The organism is Edaphobacter bradus, from assembly GCF_025685645.1.
Classification (GTDB): Bacteria; Acidobacteriota; Terriglobia; order Terriglobales; family Acidobacteriaceae; genus Edaphobacter; species Edaphobacter bradus.
Genome location: NZ_JAGSYF010000005.1, coordinates 182,229 through 198,415, shown reverse-complemented (window position 1 = coordinate 198,415; position 16,187 = coordinate 182,229). Strand labels below are relative to the sequence as shown.

Here is a 16,187-nt window from a genome sequence, read left to right as displayed (position 1 = left end):
CACCCGCCAATGAGGGGTCTCCCCCCGGGTGCTTTTGCTTCAAAATATTGACAGGTAAAGACTTAGGTTCGGACTTATTCTGCAAAATATTCGAACTAAAGGGGTTAGGGGTCAAAATATTGAAAACAAATGAGTTGTTCGCATTGAGAAGAAACCCCCGGTCTTTGGCCGGGGCTTTTCTTTCCTATTTCCATTCTAGCGGATTGAGAGAAACTGCTCTGCCACTTTCTCCTGCAATATTTTTGCCATGTAAGCCATTATTTTTCTTCGACTTATTGATCGATTGCCCATGGATTCGAGGTGCCTGGGGCTTGACAAGGATTTTTGTTGGGAAATCGGCGACGGCGAAGGCAGGTACTTCGCCCCTGGCGTCGCTCAGGGCGCGGAATGAGGACAAGAAGAGCAATGGACGGAGGCGAAAAGCAGATCCCCTTCGGGGATGACAACAAGAACAGCAACTGCAACTGCAACTGCGACGGCAGCCTCAACAGCAAACGGCGACCTCAACTGCAAATGGCAGCGGCAACTGCAACTGCGAACGCAAAGGTCACTGAGGAAAGCGCGAAGTGCGCAAAGGGTGGTGGTAGCGCTTACTGCATGTGTGACTCCCTAGGTCTTTAGGACGTTCTTGAGGAGGAAGAGCACGTTTGCGGGGCGCTCCGCCAGACGGCGCATGAAGTAGGGGTACCACTCGGGGCCGAATGGTATGTAGACGCGGACTCCAAAGCCCAGTTTGGCCAGCTTGCGCTGGAGGTCGCGGCGGATGCCGTAGAGCATCTGGAACTCGAAGGCACTTGGCGGAAGGTGCTCCTCGCGGACGAAGGCGAGCATCTGATCGACGATGGCCTCGTCGTGGGTGGCCAGGCCGCAGAAGACGCCCGAGGTGGCGAGGCGCTTCATGAGCTTGACGTAGTTGTCGTCGACCTCCTGCTTGAGCGGAAAGGCGATCTGCGGCGACTCTTTGTAGGCACCTTTGCAGAGCCGGATGCGAATTCCCTGCTCCAGCAGGCGCTCGGCGTCGAGTGCGGTGCGGAAGAGGTAGGCCTGGAGGACAGTGCCGACGTGTCCCTGGCAGCCGGGGCGGGCGTGAAGGCGCTCGGTGATGGCGAGGGTTGCATCGGTGTAAGGGCTGCCCTCCATGTCGATGCGCACGAAGGTATTGACGTAGGCGGCGTGCTCGACCATCTCGCCGACGATCTGCTCGGCGAGCGCAGGGTCGAAGTCCATGCCCAGCTGCGAGAGCTTGACGCTGACGTTGGCGTTGAGGCCGCGGGCCGAGATGGCGTCGATGAGCTGGTGGTAGACATCGGCCGAGGCGCGGGCCTGGGCCTCACTGGTGACGCTTTCGCCGAGGGCGTCGAGCGTGGCGGCGATGCCTTCGCGGTTGACGTGCTCGCAGGCGGCGAGGGCGTCATCGATGGTCATGCCGGCGACGAAGCGGCTCGACATCGCGTGGCCGATGGAAGAGCGCTCAGAGAAGGCGCGCAACTGCTTATTCTGAGAGAGAGAGATAAAAACAGATCGAAGCAAAAGAAATACCCCTTAATCCGTCACGGAGACGGCCGAAGTATATTCTTTCATGCCATTTGTCTCGCAAGCCAGAGGCATCGATCAGGGACGCTGGCCTAGCTGCTTGTTCTTGACCGCCTGCTGGAGTGGGACGACTGCGGGCGAGGCGGCGCCGACGTACTCGAAGATGCTGTTGACGTAGTTGTCTGTGGTCCAGACGTTGCCCGAGGGATCGATTGCGATGCCCACCTCTCCGGTGGCCCCGGCGGAGACGTATCCGGTGGCCGGAGAGATCGCCGTGCCATTGCTGGCGAGGTGGCTGATGGAGCCGTCGGTGTTGGCTGCCCAGACGGTGTTGCTGCCGTCGATGGCCACGGCGCTGACATCAGCAGAGGTGGCGAATCCAGTTCCTGAGAGCGGCGTGCCAGCGCTGTTGAGCTGGCTGACTGAGCTGCTGTTGAAGTTGGCGACCCAGACGTTGCTGTGTGCGTCGACTGCGACGCCAACTGCGCCCGAGATTCCGCCGCCAGTGGAGGCGGTGGTCGAGACAGGCGTGCCTGTGTTGGAGAACCTGGAGACGCTGTTGCTGACGCCATAGTTCGCAACCCAGAGGCTCTGGCTGGAGTCGATGGCAACGGCGTAGGGATAATCGAGGCCTCCGTTGACGATCGTTGCCTTCAGCGTGCCGGAGCTGTTCAGCTTGGTGACGGTGTTGTTGCCGTTGGCGGTGAAGACGTTGCCTGCGGCATCGAGCGCCAGGGCGAAGGGCTTGGTGGGTCCTGGCACGGTGAAGCCTGATCCTGAGAGCGGCGTTCCGCCGGAGGTGTGCTCGCTGACAGTACTGTTGCCTTCGTTGGCGGCCCAGACGTTTCCGGTGGTATCGATCGCGAGGGCCTGGGGATAGCTGAGCCCGCCGCCTCTGAAGCCAGTGGTTCCGGAGAGAGCAGCGCCCGTGGGGCTGAACTCGCTGATAGTTCCAGGGTCAATGGCGTTGGGGACCCAGACGTTGCCCTCACCATCAATGGCGAGCAGCTGGCCGTAGTTGAGACCGCCGCCGGTGTATTCGACGCTGATCGTCCAGTCGTTGGGCGCTCCGGCGAGGCTTGGGTGGAACGGGCTATTCGAAGGAATGAGGTTGTAAAGCGCGCTGACGCTGTTGCCCGGGTTGAGAGCGATGTCGAGCGTCGCGGCGAGCGTGTCTCCCGGTGCTGAGCCTCCCTGCGGCGTGGCCGCCGAGAAGAGCGAAGAGCAGGCGGTGGTGTTGCCGGTGGTATTGACGCAGGCGGCGACGATGTTCGCGAGAGTGTTGATGGTGCTTTGCGGAATGGTGCCGTTGGCGGCCAGCGTCGTGGAGCGCAGGGTTCCAGCGTAGAAGTCGACCAGGTTTGCGGCCGTCTGAAAGGCGTTCACCAGGCCGGTCACGTTTGTGGCGCTGGTTCCAACGGCCGTGCTTCCGGGCGTCATGAACTGCGACAGCGCGTAGACGGAGACGACCGTCGCGACCTCGTTCATGTTGACAGTGGAGCTGGACTCGATGCTGCCGCAGTTGCCGAGCGCGGACATCAGGACGATCCTGCTGTTCTCGCCGGAGCCGGCGTCGCCGCCCGTGGCGATGAGATAGACCTGCGAGGTTGCGGAGGGGCAGGTGTAACTGCTGATGCTGAAGCTGCCCTTTGCGTCTGTGACGACGGACGTCGAACCGTTAAGGATCGAGACAGCTCCTGTGCCGTAACCCGTCGTTCCCGCTGCGTACATGGACACGCTGGCACCGACGATGGGCTTCTGGCCGCCCTGAATCATTCCGGCGAGTGCGACCGTGTTCGGTGTGGTTGTGCCAGAGGATCCCGTCGAACTTCCCGACGAGCCCGTCGAACTCCCGGTTGAGCCAGTCGAACTGCCTGAGCTGCCTGAACCAATGGACGCAGGTACGACGCCTGATCCACACCCGATCAGCGCCAGTGCGCTCGCAAACCCCAAAATCAAACTTACCCCGCGCGGGGGGACCCGATACTTCATACAGCTCCCTTGGTCGATTCCACCAATGTTTTCAAGGCCTGCGATAGATACAGCGAGCCCAACGAATGGGTCAAAACCAAGGTAGCAAGCAGAAGGAAGCATGACTGTACCCAAATCGGCTAGGGCACAGTACGACAATCAGGTCATATCGGGAGGAGTCAGAGCTGGTACCGCGACGTAAGAGACCCTGCTGCAAAGTTTACAAGATTCTCAACCCTGTATAATTTTGCGTTCTGTGAGCAGGATTTTGCATATACCAGACCGTTCGTGGAACGGGAGCAGTTTCGGAGCATTTTGAGGGTGGGAGCGGGTTTACTGCGGCGCTCCGGCCTTCGCCACTTGATCGACAGCAACGGCGGACTTGGCGACCGGTGGAGTGACCATTGCGCTGGTGTCCTTGATGGCAGCGATGGCCTCGTCGTAACGGCCTGCGATGGAGTTGGCGCGGATGCGAGCCATGTCCTCGAGCATCTTCATTCCGTCCCTGAGGTAGCTGATGCGGCTGCGCTCGTCATGGCCCCAGGTGACCGGAACCTCGCGGATGACGTACTTCAGCTTGCGCGCGATGAAGAGAATCTCTGGGTCGAAGCCCCAGCGCTCGATGGTCTGAAGGCGGAAGATGACCTGCGCAACGGGACGACGGAAGGCCTTGAAGCCGCACTGCGTGTCCTTGAAGGGAAGGCCCATCACCGTGCGAGTGATCCAGTTGAAACACCGCCCGAAGAACTGTCGGTAGAGCGGCTGGTGGATGGTCTGGCGCGCGCGGTCGAGCCAGCGGGAGCCGATCGCAACGTCGGCACCATCGTGGATGGCCGCGATGAGCCTCTCAGCCTCTTCCATCGGAGCCGAAAGGTCAGCGTCGGTGAACATCACGATGTCGCCGGCAGCCTGCAGCAGACCGTTACGCACTGAGTATCCCTTGCCGCGGTTGCCTGGATTCTGGACCAGGTGGAGCCGGGGATAATTGAGCATCCAGCTCTGCACGATGGCCGCCGTGGAGTCCTTCGACCCGTCGTCGACGACCAGAACCTCTGCGTCCCAGCCCTGCTGGTCGATGCAGGACGTAACTCTCTCCAGCGCATCTTCAATGCGGCCGCTCTCGTTGTAGGCCGGGATAACGATACTCAACTGCGGATGCGCCATGGGCTTCAAAAGACCTTTCCAAAATCCCCGTGGGGCGACCCCCTAGAATCGCGACGAGAATAGAACGGGAATGCCGTTCATCATACTGCAATCATTTGACGGATTTTCAGGAATTTCGGTTCAACTAAAGCATTTTATGAGGGTGACGGCGGAAAGTTCGGGTGTGGCGGCAGGAACTGCCGTCGTGGCGTTGCACTCGGCGCCGGCAACCTCGACTTTTCGAGGTAACGTCACCCTGCTACACTCCACACCATGCCGGAAGATTTCGAACATCCATCGCCCGCAACTCCTCCGTCAACGCCGCCTCCGCCGCCGCAGTCCGGCCCGTATGCCGCGCCCGCTTCGGCGTATCCGCCGCCTCCATATGGAGCGCCGGGGTATCCTCCCGGCTATCAGCCTCGGTATCCGGCAGGATACCCGCCGGCTTACAGGCCGCCGTATAACGCCGCGCCTCCGGTCAAGCGCTCGCCGTGGTTCTACGTCGGAGTCATTGGCGGATCGTTTGCCGCATTGTGCCTGCTGATCAGCGTGATGGTGTGGGTGACGATGCGCTCAGTCACGGGAACCGGCGCGGGCCTTGCACTCAGCAGCAACGCGATCGCAGTCGTCGATATTACTGGCGTCATTCTTTCGCCGGAGGCGATCAACGCGGAGCTTAGAAAGTTTGGAGACGACTCCTCGGTCAAGGCGATCCTGCTGCACATCAACTCGCCCGGCGGCGGCGCGGCGGCCTCGCAGGAGGTCTACCAGGAAGTGATGCGCATTCGGCGCGAGAAGCATAAGAAGATTGTCGCCTCGGTCGAGTCGGTGGGAGCCTCCGGCGCATATTACATCGCGAGCGGCTGCGACAAGATTTATGCCAACGACGCTTCAGTGGTCGGCTCCATCGGCGTGATCATGGAGTGGACCAACTACGGCGATCTGCTGCGCTGGGCCAAGCTGAAGAACATCACGATCACAGCCGGCGAACTGAAGGATGCGGGCGACCCGAGCCGCGATCTGACACCGAAGGAGCAGGCTTACTTTCAGTCGCTGGTGGACAATATGTACACCCAGTTCGTCAGCGATGTGGCTACGGGACGTCACACTACCGCGGATAAGATCAAGCCGCTGGCTACGGGCCAGGTGTGGACGGGTTCGCAGTCGCTTCCGCTGGGATTGATCGACAAAATCGGTGGCTTCCGCACGGCGCTGATCGATACCGCGCGTGATGTGGGAATCTCGGGGGAACCAACTATTGTTCGCCCCCCGAAGAACAAACGTGGCCTGCTGGCGGTTCTTGCCGATGACGGCGAAGACCTGTTTCCCAACCCCAGCCAGCTACTGAACCGCGCTCCGGGCTTTTACTTCATGTGGAAGTAAAAGACGGCAGATCAAGATTTACCTGAGATAGTGAAATCTGATTCGAATGAGGCCCCTGAAGAAGGGGTCTTTTTTCTTCAGGTTAGTGACCTGGACACATTTTTCAGCATCTATTGGCAACATGATCACTTCTTTATTTCTTTTGAAGCATCCTTCTCCCTAAAAACCCACATCCCATCTACAATCAATAACAAAGGGAATGTCGGCGATACCCACAAGCCCTCCCCAAATGCAGGAAAGGAATCTCACTCATGACCAAAGCTGATCTTGTCGACAAGGTGACCGCACTGGGCGACTTGACCCGCCGCGATGGCGAAGTTATCGTCGATACCCTCTTTGAGTCTGTCATCGGCGCCCTCAAATCCGGCGACAAGATTGAGATTCGCGGCTTCGGCAGTTTCAGGACGCGGCAGAGAAACGCCCGGACTGGCCGCAATCCGAAGACTGGAGCCAAAGTTGATGTTCCTGCGAAGCGAGTTCCCTTCTTCAAACCTTCCAAGGAACTGCGCGATTCAGTGAACCCGCCCGACCCGGCCAAGGCGAAGAAGGTTGAGAGCGTCGATCCGCATCACCCTCCAGCGATGTAGTCGGAAGCTCACCGCTGCACCATCATCGAAAGGAGGCGCTTGCTTTCTTTCGCTCATCAGTTATGTTCCGCGTCTGCTTGCCATTTGTTGCAGTTCGACTACAGCCAGATGCAAGGCCAGAGCTTCGAATCAGTTCTTTATGCGACGACCCCGATCGCATTCAACATGCGGCCTGCCACGCCATGCTCAACGCGGTGTGAGAAGTAGCGCCTCTCGCCTGCAGCGTTGCGCGAGCAGCCTGTGCACTCCCCGATGACGGCGATGCGCTCCGGCGCGATGCCGGACGCCAGAAGCTGCCTCCGGTTCGCCTCCCAGAGATTGACGTAGAACTGCCTCCTGCCATTGGAAGAGCTCTCGGCCTCGCGGAAGAGTTCGCCCGAATAGGCAAACTGGGCGTCGAAGTTCGAGCGCACCTCATCGCCGACGACGTAGCAGCACGCGCCAATGCCGGGGCCAATCGCTGCTCTAAGGTCCTCAGGCCGCGATCCATACTCTTGCTGCATGGTCACAACACCCTGCTCGACGATCTTCGCGACAGTACCGCGCCAGCCGGCGTGGAAGGCCCCCACAGCGCGCTTCGCCTCATCAACGACCAACACAGGCACACAATCCGCCGTGCCGACCGCCACAAGCACTCCGGGCACATCGGTCACAAGGCCGTCCCCTTCGAGCACCGCTTTGCCCTCTGGAGACTCGAGACGGCTTCCCAGCGCACCATCGTCCGCCCTGATAACTCGAACCGTCCTGGAGTGAACCTGCCGGATGGTGACCAGGCGGAGGCCGGACATACCGTTCGTCTCTCCCGCAAGTGACTGCAGGAAGAGTCGCCGGTTCGCCGCCACAGCCTCCGGGTCATCCTCTTTCGTCCAGCCAAGATTCAGCGTTTGTCCGCCGTAAACCGATGATTCCCCACCGCTTCGCGTGCTGAAGCCATGTCGCAGCCAATCGAACTCCCATCCCGGAACCTTCACTACGTCAGCCGCAGCCATAATTCCCTCATTCTAAAACCCCAGACACCGGAAGACTTCAACCTTGAGGGGTGACCTTCGCGGCTCCTAGCCGTCTATCGGTCATGGGGTAGGTGTGGCTTTTCTGGCCTCCAGCTAACTCCCTTTATTTTCAACAAAATTTGCATCCTGAGTCACAGGTCTGTAAGATACCCCCCGTCTAACATGAGAGCGAATGTGCCCCTATCCCCCCAACTTCTCCGTTCCCGCATTGGAAAGATCTGTGTCGCAATCATTGGCAACTCCGCCTCGGAAATGCTTGAAAAGGCGAGCGCTGTTGTCAAAGAGACCCCGTTTCTTGAGTTTCGTCTCGACTACCTTGAAAAACCCCTGCTTGCGCTTCCGAAGCTAAAAAACTTCTTCGCGGAGAATACGGCTGCCACCGGCATCGCGACCTGTCGCCGCAAGGCCAATGGCGGAAGGTTTACTGGCACCCTCGCGGCAGAGATGGAGGTCCTGTCCAAGGCGGCAGACTCGGGATTTCACCTGGTGGATCTCGAACTGGAGTCCTCTGAGGCATTGAAGAAGGGTGAGCTTCAGAAGCTGCGTGATACCGGCGTGGCGCTGATCATCAGCCATCACGACTTCAACGCGACGAAGGACCTCGATGGAATCTACAAGAGGATTGAGCCCTTTCAGCCTGATTTCATGAAGGTCGTTCCCACGGCGAAGACGTTGACCGATAACGTGACGCTGATGCGCTTTATCGAGCGGATGAACGAGCACTCGAACATCATCGGCATCTCCATGGGCGATATGGGAATCATCTCGCGCGTGCTTGGGCTGCGCGCGGGAAGCGCGTTTACCTTTGCCGCGGCAACGCCGGGCGAAGAGACGGGGCCGGGGCAGATCGCGGCGCGCACACTGATCGAGACGTACCGCATCGACCAGGTTGATGCAGCGACGAAGGTCTATGGCGTGGCAGGAAATCCCATCAAGAGTTCCCTCTCGCCCATCATGATGAATACGGCGTTCCGGCGCGAGACGGTGAACGCGGTCTATCTGGCGCTACAGGCCATCAAGGTGAGCGACCTGCTGAAGCTGGTGCAGGAGATTCCCATCCAGGGACTGAGCATCACGATGCCGCATAAGCAGGAGATCATGCAGCATCTGGAGCGCACCGATCCCCTGTCGGCGAAGATTGGAGCCTGCAACACTGTGCTGCGCGCGCAGGACGGCAAGCTCTACGGGTTCAATACGGACGTTGCGGGCATCGTTGGGCCTCTGGAGAGGCGGATGTCGCTGCGCGGCGCGAAGGTGCTGGTGCTTGGCGCGGGCGGCGCGGCGCGGGCGGCTGTCTTCGGCCTGCGGGACAAGGGCGCGGAGGTCTTCATCCTGAATCGCACGGCAGAAACGGCGCAAAAGCTGGCGAAGCAGTCGGGTTCAAAGACGATCAAGAAGGATGCCTTGCCGAAGACCTCGTTTGACGCGATCATCAACGCGACGCCGATCGGAATGGCAGGGATCAAGGGCTCGCCGATTCTCGATGCAAAGGACCTGAACACGAAACTGGTCTTCGACCTGGTCTATAACCCGGTCGAGACGCCTCTGCTCAGGCTGGCGCGACAGCAGAATATCCCTGTGATAACCGGCGTGGAGATGTTCGTGCATCAAGGAGCGCGGCAGTTCGAGATATGGACGGGCAAGCCCGCTCCGGAGGAAGAGATGCTGCGGGTCGTGATCCATGTGCTGAAGCAGCAGGCCGAGGCGGCCGCTGAAGGGACGCCAGCGCCTGCGACCAAGGCTGCTCCAGAGGCCAAGCCCGCTCCGGAGGCGAAGCCGGCCAAAGCAAGGAAGGCGTCCTGACGCAGCTTGCTTTGGCTGAAAAAACAGGCCGCCCAAACTGGGCGGCCTTCTAGTTTGTGAAACAGGGAACCTGAACAAATCCTTTGAAACAAGACCCCTGAAAAACTGAGTGGGGTCTAGGTGCTTCTGCCTTCGGCGGAGGCGATCTTCTCCTCGGCCTTGCGGGTAACGGCAGCGGCTTCGTCGTACTTCTCGCCGTCGTCGCCTGCCTCGTTCCAGAGCCTCTCGCCCTCGGCGAGCTCCTGGCGAGCCTCGGCAACGTCGATCTCGTTGGGGTGGAGAGCTGTCTCGGCGAGGATAGTGACGCGCTCTGGAAGGACCTCGACGAAGCCCCACGCGACGAAGAACTTCTGGTCGCCGGAGCTGCCGCCGTGGAGTCGAACCTCGCCTGCGCCCAACTCAGCGAGGAGCGGCGCGTGACCGTAGAGGGCCTCGAGGTAGCCCGACATGGACGGCAACTCGACGGCCTCGGCGGTTGCATCGAGGAGGACGCGGTCTGAGGTGACGAGCCGTACGGTCAAGAGGCCGGTTTGTTGTGTGTCTGCCATTTAGCTTTTAGCTCTTATCCTCCAGCTCTTAGCTGGAGGCTTGTTGAATTTACATTGTCTACAGCCGCCAGCCCGAGCTAAAAGCCAAGGGCTGGCGGCTAATGGCTGCCTTATACCGTTGCCTTCATCTTCTCGGCGGCGACAAGGACCTCCTCGATGCCTCCCTTGAGATAGAACGCCTGCTCTGGGATGTCGTCGTGCTTGCCTTCGATGATCTCCTTGAACGAGCGGATGGTGTCCTCAACCTTGACGTAGGCTCCTGGGATGCCGGTGAAGATTTCGGCCACATGGAAGGGCTGCGAGAGGAAGCGCTGCACCTTGCGGGCGCGGGCGACGGTGATCTTGTCCTCTTCGGAGAGCTCGTCGATGCCGAGGATGGCGATGATGTCCTGAAGGTCCTTGTAGCGCTGCAGGATCTTTTTGACGCCTTGGGCGACATCGTAGTGCTCCTGGCCGACGACGCGCGGAGAGAGGATGCGCGAGGTGGAGGCCAGCGGATCTACAGCGGGATAAATTCCCAGCTCAGAGAGAGGACGCGAGAGCACGGTGGTGGCGTCGAGGTGAGCGAAGGTCGTGGCCGGGGCCGGATCGGTGAGGTCGTCAGCGGGAACGTAGACGGCCTGCACGGAGGTTACCGAGCCCTTCTTGGTCGAAGTGATACGCTCCTGCAGCTCGCCCATTTCAGTGGCAAGGTTGGGCTGGTAGCCCACGGCCGAAGGCATGCGGCCAAGCAGGGTGGAGACCTCGGAGCCGGCCTGAGTGAAGCGGAAAATGTTGTCGATGAAGAGTAGCGTGTCGGCTCCCTCGTTGTCGCGGAAGTACTCGGCGACGGTGAGGCCGGTGAGGGCGACGCGGAGACGTGCCCCTGGCGGCTCGGTCATCTGGCCGTAGATAAGCGACGCTTTGGACTTGTTGTAATCCTTGGGATCGATGACGCCGGACTCCTGGAACTCGTGCCAGAGGTCGTTGCCCTCGCGGGTGCGCTCGCCGACGCCGGCGAAGACGGAGAAGCCGCCGTGCTTGGAGGCGACGTTGTTGATGAGCTCCTGAATGACGACGGTCTTGCCGACACCGGCGCCGCCGAAGAGGCCAATCTTGCCGCCCTTCAAGAAGGGCTGGATGAGATCGATGACCTTGATGCCGGTCTCGAACATCTCCTCTGAGGTGGACTGTTCGTCGAAGGCCGGAGCCTGCCGGTGGATGGGCATGTGGTGCTTGGCGTTGACCGGGCCGAGTTCGTCGACGGGCTCTCCCAGTACATTGAGCACGCGGCCGAGGGTCTCGCGGCCTACGGGGACCGTGATGGGGCCGCCGGTGTCGATGGCCTTCATGCCGCGGACGAGGCCTTCAGTGGCGACCATGGCGATGCAGCGCGCACGGCCTTCGCCGAGGTGCTGCTGAACCTCGACGACGACGTCCATGGGTTTAGGAACGTCGAAGCCTTCGCTGACGATGCGCACGGCCTGATAGATGGCCGGCATCCTGGCCTCTTCGAACTGAATGTCAACGGCCGGGCCGCTGATTGAGATTACTTTTCCAATATTCTCTGCCATAGGTCTCTTTCGTTTCTTTTACAGAGCTGCTGCTCCGCTCACAATCTCAATAATTTCCTTCGTAATCGCTGCCTGCCGCACGCGGTTCATCTGCAACGTGTAAGCGTCGATCATCTCGCCGGCGTTGTTGGTCGCCGCATCCATCGCGGTCATGCGCGCCGCGTGCTCCGAGGCCACGCTTTCAAGCAGTGCGTGGAAGATCTGCGTAGTGATATAGCGCGGCATGAGGTGACGGAAGAGGCGCTCGGGCTTCTGGTCGAAGATGTATTCGACGTCAGCCGTACCGAATTTCTTAGCCTCGAATTCGATCACCGACTCTTCAGGCTCGTAGACGCTGACGCCAGCGGTGGCTGCTGCGTGTGCTGCAGCCTCGCGCTGCTCCTCGGTCATCTCTTCGGCGGCCGTAATCTCGTGCGAGCCCAGCTTGCGAATGGGAAGGAGCTTTTCAACGACGACACGCTGCGCGATGACCGACTTGAACTCGTTGTAGACGAGATAGACAGAGTCGATCTCGGCCCGGGTATATCGTTCGATGATGGAGTGAACGACGTCGCTTACCTCGTCGATCTCTACCTTATGAAGCAGGTCGGCCTGGGGCTCGGTGATCTCGATGGGCTCAGCTCGGTGGCGCAGAACCTCATAGTGGGTAGCGAGCTCGTTATCGTAGTGTTCTTCCTTCTTCTCGTAGACGGCGGTCGGATACTTCTTGGCCAGGAAAGCGATGGCCTTGCGCCCTATTGGCTCGATGTCGATGTTCTGACCCTTGGCCCGGCGCTCGGTAATGAAAGCGTGGCCTGCCTTGATGAGGTTGGAGTTGAAAGCGCCAGCGAAGCCCTTGTCTCCCGCTACGACGACGAGCAGAACGTTCTTCTCCTCGCGCTCGACGAGCAGCGGATGGAGGATCTCGCCGGTCTGCTCGTTGTACATGTCGGTGCGGCGGACGAGCGACTCCAGCACGCTGCTGAGCATCTGCGCGTAAGGGCGGGCCGTCATGGCGCGGTCCTGTGCGCGGCGCAGGCGAGCCGCCGAGACCATCTTCATGGCCTTGGTGATCTGCCGCGTGTTCTTGACGCTGCGGATGCGACGCCGAAGATCGAGTACGTTTGCCATGGTTATTTGGCCGCAGCCGCCTCCTTCTCCTTGCGCGAGGCGAGGAAGTCAGCCTTGTAGTCCTTGATCGCCTGGGTAAGGCGGGACTTGATGTCGTCATCGAGGGCCTTCTTGGTGGCGATGTCGGCGAGAACGGTTCCCGTGGACTCGAGGTACGGGTAGAGGCCGTCTTCAAAGGCGCGGAGGTCGCTGACCGCGACGTCGTCGAGCAGGCCGCTGGTTCCGGCAAAGAGGATGGCTACCTGCTTCTCTGCGGTGAGCGGCTGGAACTGCGGCTGCTTAAGCAGCTCAGTGAGGCGCTGGCCGCGGTTGAGCTGACGCTGCGTGACGGCGTCGAGATCGGAGCCGAACTGCGAGAAGGCGGCCAGTTCGCGGTACTGCGCGAGGTCGAGCTTGAGCGTGGAGCCGACCTGCTTGGTGGCCTTGACGGCCGCCGAGAAGCCTACACGCGAGACCGAGAGGCCGACGTTGACCGCCGGGCGAACGCCGGAGTTGAAGAGGTCGGTTTCGAGGAAGATCTGGCCGTCGGTGATGGAGATGACGTTGGTCGGAATGTAGGCCGAGACGTCGCCTGCCTGGGTTTCGATGATGGGAAGCGCCGTCAGCGAACCGCCACCGAGCTCATCGGAAAGCTTCGAGCTACGCTCGAGGAGCCTGGAATGGAGGTAGAAGACATCGCCGGGGTAGGCCTCGCGTCCCGGGGGACGGCGGAGGAGCAGCGAGATTTCGCGGTAGGACGCGGCGTGCTTCGAGAGGTCGTCGTAGATGACCAGGGCGTGCTTGCCGTTGTCGCGGAAGTACTCGCCGATGGCCGTGGCGGCGAAGGGCGCGAGGTACTGCATCGGCGCGGGCTCGGAGGCCGTGGCGGCGACGACGATGGTGTAGGCCATCGCGCCGTACTCTTCGAGCGTCTGCACAACCTGCGCAACCGAGGAGCGCTTCTGCCCGATGGCGCAATAGATGCAGATGAGGTCGTTCTTGGCCGAGTTGATGATGGTGTCGAGCGCGATGGCGGTTTTGCCGGTCTGGCGATCGCCGATGAGGAGCTCGCGCTGGCCGCGGCCGATGGGAATCATGGTGTCGATGGCCTTGATGCCGGTGGCCATGGGCTCGCGCACAGACTGGCGGGAGATAACGCCGGGGGCGAGCCGCTCGACGGGGAGGTACTCGGTGGCGTTGATGGGGCCCTTGTCGTCGACGGGCTGGCCGAGAGCATTGACGACGCGGCCGATCATGGCGTTGCCGACGGGGACCGACATGATGCGCCCGGTACGCTTGACCTGGTCGCCTTCCTTCAGCTCGGTGTAGTCGCCGAGGAGCACGGCACCAACCTGGTCCTCGTCGAGGTTCATCGCGAGTCCGGCGACGTTGTGGGGGAACTCGATGAGCTCGCCGGCCATGACCTTGTCGAGGCCGTGGAGGCGGGCGATTCCGTCGCCGAGGGAGATGATGGTGCCGACCTCGTCGACCTGGATCTTCTGCTCGTAGTTCTCAATCTGCTGGCGAAGCAGCTCGGTTATCTCATCTGCGTTGATCTGTGCCATGTCTTCCTTCTACTCGATTCGTATCAATCTCTTTTTCAAGTTTTGTCGCGCCTGGAGCGGTTGCAGCCGGGCTATGCGCTGATCAGCTTCTGCTTCAGGCCAAGCAACTGGGCCTTGATCGAGCCATCGTAGACCGTCGATCCGATGCGGACAACGACTCCGCCAAGGAGCGAGGAGTCCTCGCGGTAGGTCGCGCGAACGTGGCTGCCGGCCAGCTTTGCGACCTGCGCCTCAAGCTCGGCGCGGTCCTGACTGTTGAGCGGATGGGCCGTGGTGACCTCCGCCTCGGTGAGACTGGCCTGCTCGTCAGCCAGACCACGGTACTCGTCAAGAATCTCACTGAGCTCATAGATACGCTGGTGATCCATGATGACCGCGAGAAAGTTGCGAACCTGCGGGAGCACGCCAAGGCGCGAAGCGATGACATCGAGAACCCTCAGCTTCTGATCGCTCGGGATCGCGGGGTTCGAGAGCACCTCGCGGAGTGCGTGGCTCTCGGCCAGGGTGTCGTTGAAATCGGAGAGCTGCTTGCGGGTCGCGAGGGCATCGAGCTTGTGCGATGCAACAACTGCAGCAAAGGCCTGTGCGTAGCGGAGAGCGATGGCCGACATTAGTTATGCCCCTCTTTCTCACCAGTAAGGCGGCGGGCAAAATCCTGTACGAGCAGGCGGTCGGTCTCTGCATTCACGGCGAGCTTGCGCGCAGCCTGCTCGATCGCAAGCTCGGCGGCATACTGCTGCAACTGGCGGCGGGCCTGCGCCGTGGCCGAGGTGATCTCCTGCTCGGCTGAGGAGAGAATACGCTGTTTCTCCTCTTCTACGGATGCCTTGATGCGCTGCTCTTCGGCGGCGATGTCCTTCTCTGCCTGGGCGCGCATCGCAGCGATCTGCGCATCTAGCTTGCTGAGACGGGCTTCAACTCCCGAGAGGCGGGCATTGGCCTCCTCGGTAGCCGTGCGGGCCTCGACTAAGTGCTTTTGAATCGACGAGGAGCGATCACGGAAGGTCTTGGGCAGTTTCTTCAGAAGGAACCCGCCAATCAGGATGGCGAGGACTGCGAAGTTGAGAACGGAAAAGACTGTTGCAGCCTGGTCGGGATTGAGACCGAGCTTCGCTCCGATGGCCTTGACGGCGGCGGAGTGACGGAAGGCTTCGGTTTCATCCTCTTCCTTATTCTTCTCGGGCGCCTGCGTCTCCGGCGCGCTGAAACTAGCAGCGGAGGTGGCGACCGGTGCAGCCCCCTGAGCGTGGAGGCGCGAAGCTACTGGCATGATCAGCATCGATGCGAGGAAGAGACCAGCGAAGAGTTTCTTGTGCGTGGAGCGGCTCACTGGGCGACCTCCGTGGCGGCGACGCTGGCAGGCAGCACGGCGGTGAGGATACGGGAGCTGAGCTCGCTGCTGAGGGCTTCGATATGACCGCGAGCCTCGTCTGCGCTCTTTTCAATGTCTAGGCGGGCGACGGCGATACGGTTCTGCGAGGCCTGGCGCGCCTGATCGAGTGCGACTTCCCGCTCTGCGTTCCACTGTTTGATCCGGGCTTCGCGGGCGGCGAAGATCTCAGCGCGGGCGGCGCGCAGTTTCTCTTCGTAGGCTGTCGCTTCGGCCTCGGCTGCTGCAATTGCTCCGCGGGCCTGATCCATAGCGCCACTGGTGCGAGCGCGCCGCTCGGCCAGCACGCGGTTCAAAGGCCGGCGAACCAGCAGGCCGTACGCGGTGACCAGAAGAATAAAGAGGATCATGGTCGGCACGGAGCCGAGCACAAGTCCACCGAGTTGATTGAGTATCTCGTCCATGAATAGGGTGGCCGAAGCCGTTGGGATGTACTGTTGTTCGCCGTCTACCCAGCCTTTCGAGTAGAGCGAACTGATAGAAGGATGACCTGCTTATTAAATTGCAAGATTGCGGTACACCTTGTTTTAGCAAAGCGTTTCGTCGAGTGTCAAACCAGGGCGTTTCGATAATCGATTGATACGTGCGGTTTTAGAACGTTTTTTGGGTCTC

General features: G+C 60.6%; 14 protein-coding genes. 3 read left to right on the top strand and 11 right to left on the bottom strand.

What is annotated here, in order from left to right; genetic code table 11:
- Positions 1 to 609: 609 nt before the first annotated feature.
- The 3 genes from OHL16_RS18545 to OHL16_RS18535 form a co-directional block, all read right to left on the bottom strand.
- Complete coding sequence (locus tag OHL16_RS18545) at positions 610 to 1,488, bottom strand: proline dehydrogenase family protein (protein WP_317891096.1); 879 nt, start codon at positions 1,486 to 1,488, stop codon at positions 610 to 612.
- A gap of 123 nt (positions 1,489 to 1,611) precedes the next feature.
- Positions 1,612 to 3,525 (bottom strand): NHL repeat-containing protein, encoded by a 1,914-nt coding sequence (locus OHL16_RS18540; RefSeq protein ID WP_263368686.1) that lies wholly within the window; start codon positions 3,523 to 3,525, stop codon positions 1,612 to 1,614.
- Positions 3,526 to 3,837: 312 nt separating this feature from the next.
- Positions 3,838 to 4,668: a dolichyl-phosphate beta-glucosyltransferase gene (locus OHL16_RS18535; protein ID WP_263368712.1), complete on the bottom strand. Its 831-nt coding sequence runs from the start codon at positions 4,666 to 4,668 to the stop codon at positions 3,838 to 3,840.
- A 252-nt stretch (positions 4,669 to 4,920) separates the two neighbouring features.
- Between OHL16_RS18535 and sppA the strand changes: the two genes are divergently transcribed.
- Together sppA and OHL16_RS18525 are read left to right on the top strand one after the other, a co-directional pair.
- Positions 4,921 to 6,030: a signal peptide peptidase SppA gene (gene sppA, locus OHL16_RS18530; protein WP_263368685.1), complete on the top strand. Its 1,110-nt coding sequence runs from the start codon at positions 4,921 to 4,923 to the stop codon at positions 6,028 to 6,030.
- A gap of 251 nt (positions 6,031 to 6,281) precedes the next feature.
- A complete protein-coding gene (locus OHL16_RS18525; protein ID WP_263368684.1) occupies positions 6,282 to 6,617 on the top strand; it encodes an HU family DNA-binding protein in 336 nt (111 codons plus the stop codon).
- A 137-nt stretch (positions 6,618 to 6,754) separates the two neighbouring features.
- Here the strand turns inward: OHL16_RS18525 and pgeF are convergent, their stop codons facing one another.
- A complete protein-coding gene (gene pgeF, locus OHL16_RS18520) occupies positions 6,755 to 7,606 on the bottom strand; it encodes a peptidoglycan editing factor PgeF (RefSeq protein WP_263368683.1) in 852 nt (283 codons plus the stop codon).
- A gap of 195 nt (positions 7,607 to 7,801) precedes the next feature.
- Here pgeF and aroE point away from each other — a divergent pair, with 195 nt between their 5' ends.
- Entirely contained in the window at positions 7,802 to 9,430 is a 1,629-nt protein-coding gene (gene aroE / locus OHL16_RS18515; RefSeq protein WP_263368682.1) for a shikimate dehydrogenase, read from the top strand.
- A gap of 116 nt (positions 9,431 to 9,546) precedes the next feature.
- Here the strand turns inward: aroE and atpC are convergent, their stop codons facing one another.
- The 7 genes from atpC to OHL16_RS18480 all read right to left on the bottom strand — a co-directional run bounded on the left by atpC (position 9,547) and on the right by OHL16_RS18480 (position 15,979).
- Positions 9,547 to 9,978, bottom strand: coding sequence for an ATP synthase F1 subunit epsilon (atpC, locus tag OHL16_RS18510; protein ID WP_263368681.1), 432 nt, complete (start codon positions 9,976 to 9,978; stop codon positions 9,547 to 9,549).
- 110 nt (positions 9,979 to 10,088) lie between these two features.
- On the bottom strand, positions 10,089 to 11,531 hold the full coding sequence (atpD, locus tag OHL16_RS18505) for a F0F1 ATP synthase subunit beta (RefSeq protein WP_263368680.1): 1,443 nt from the start codon (positions 11,529 to 11,531) through the stop codon (positions 10,089 to 10,091).
- 18 nt (positions 11,532 to 11,549) lie between these two features.
- Entirely contained in the window at positions 11,550 to 12,641 is a 1,092-nt protein-coding gene (locus OHL16_RS18500) for a F0F1 ATP synthase subunit gamma (RefSeq protein WP_263368679.1), read from the bottom strand.
- A gap of 2 nt (positions 12,642 to 12,643) precedes the next feature.
- Positions 12,644 to 14,185 carry a F0F1 ATP synthase subunit alpha gene (gene atpA, locus OHL16_RS18495; protein ID WP_263368678.1) on the bottom strand — a complete coding sequence of 514 codons (1,542 nt, stop codon included), beginning with the start codon at positions 14,183 to 14,185 and terminating at the stop codon, positions 12,644 to 12,646.
- Positions 14,186 to 14,256: 71 nt separating this feature from the next.
- Positions 14,257 to 14,796 (bottom strand): ATP synthase F1 subunit delta, encoded by a 540-nt coding sequence (atpH, locus tag OHL16_RS18490; RefSeq protein ID WP_263368677.1) that lies wholly within the window; start codon positions 14,794 to 14,796, stop codon positions 14,257 to 14,259.
- Positions 14,796 to 15,515 carry an ATP synthase F0 subunit B gene (locus OHL16_RS18485; protein WP_263368676.1) on the bottom strand — a complete coding sequence of 240 codons (720 nt, stop codon included), beginning with the start codon at positions 15,513 to 15,515 and terminating at the stop codon, positions 14,796 to 14,798. Before OHL16_RS18485 ends, atpH begins: the two co-directional genes overlap by 1 nt.
- The gene (locus OHL16_RS18480) at positions 15,512 to 15,979 is read right to left on the bottom strand and encodes a F0F1 ATP synthase subunit B family protein (RefSeq protein ID WP_263368675.1); all 468 of its coding nucleotides are present in this window, start codon (positions 15,977 to 15,979) and stop codon (positions 15,512 to 15,514) included. Before OHL16_RS18480 ends, OHL16_RS18485 begins: the two co-directional genes overlap by 4 nt.
- Between the last annotated feature and the right edge of the window lie 208 nt (positions 15,980 to 16,187).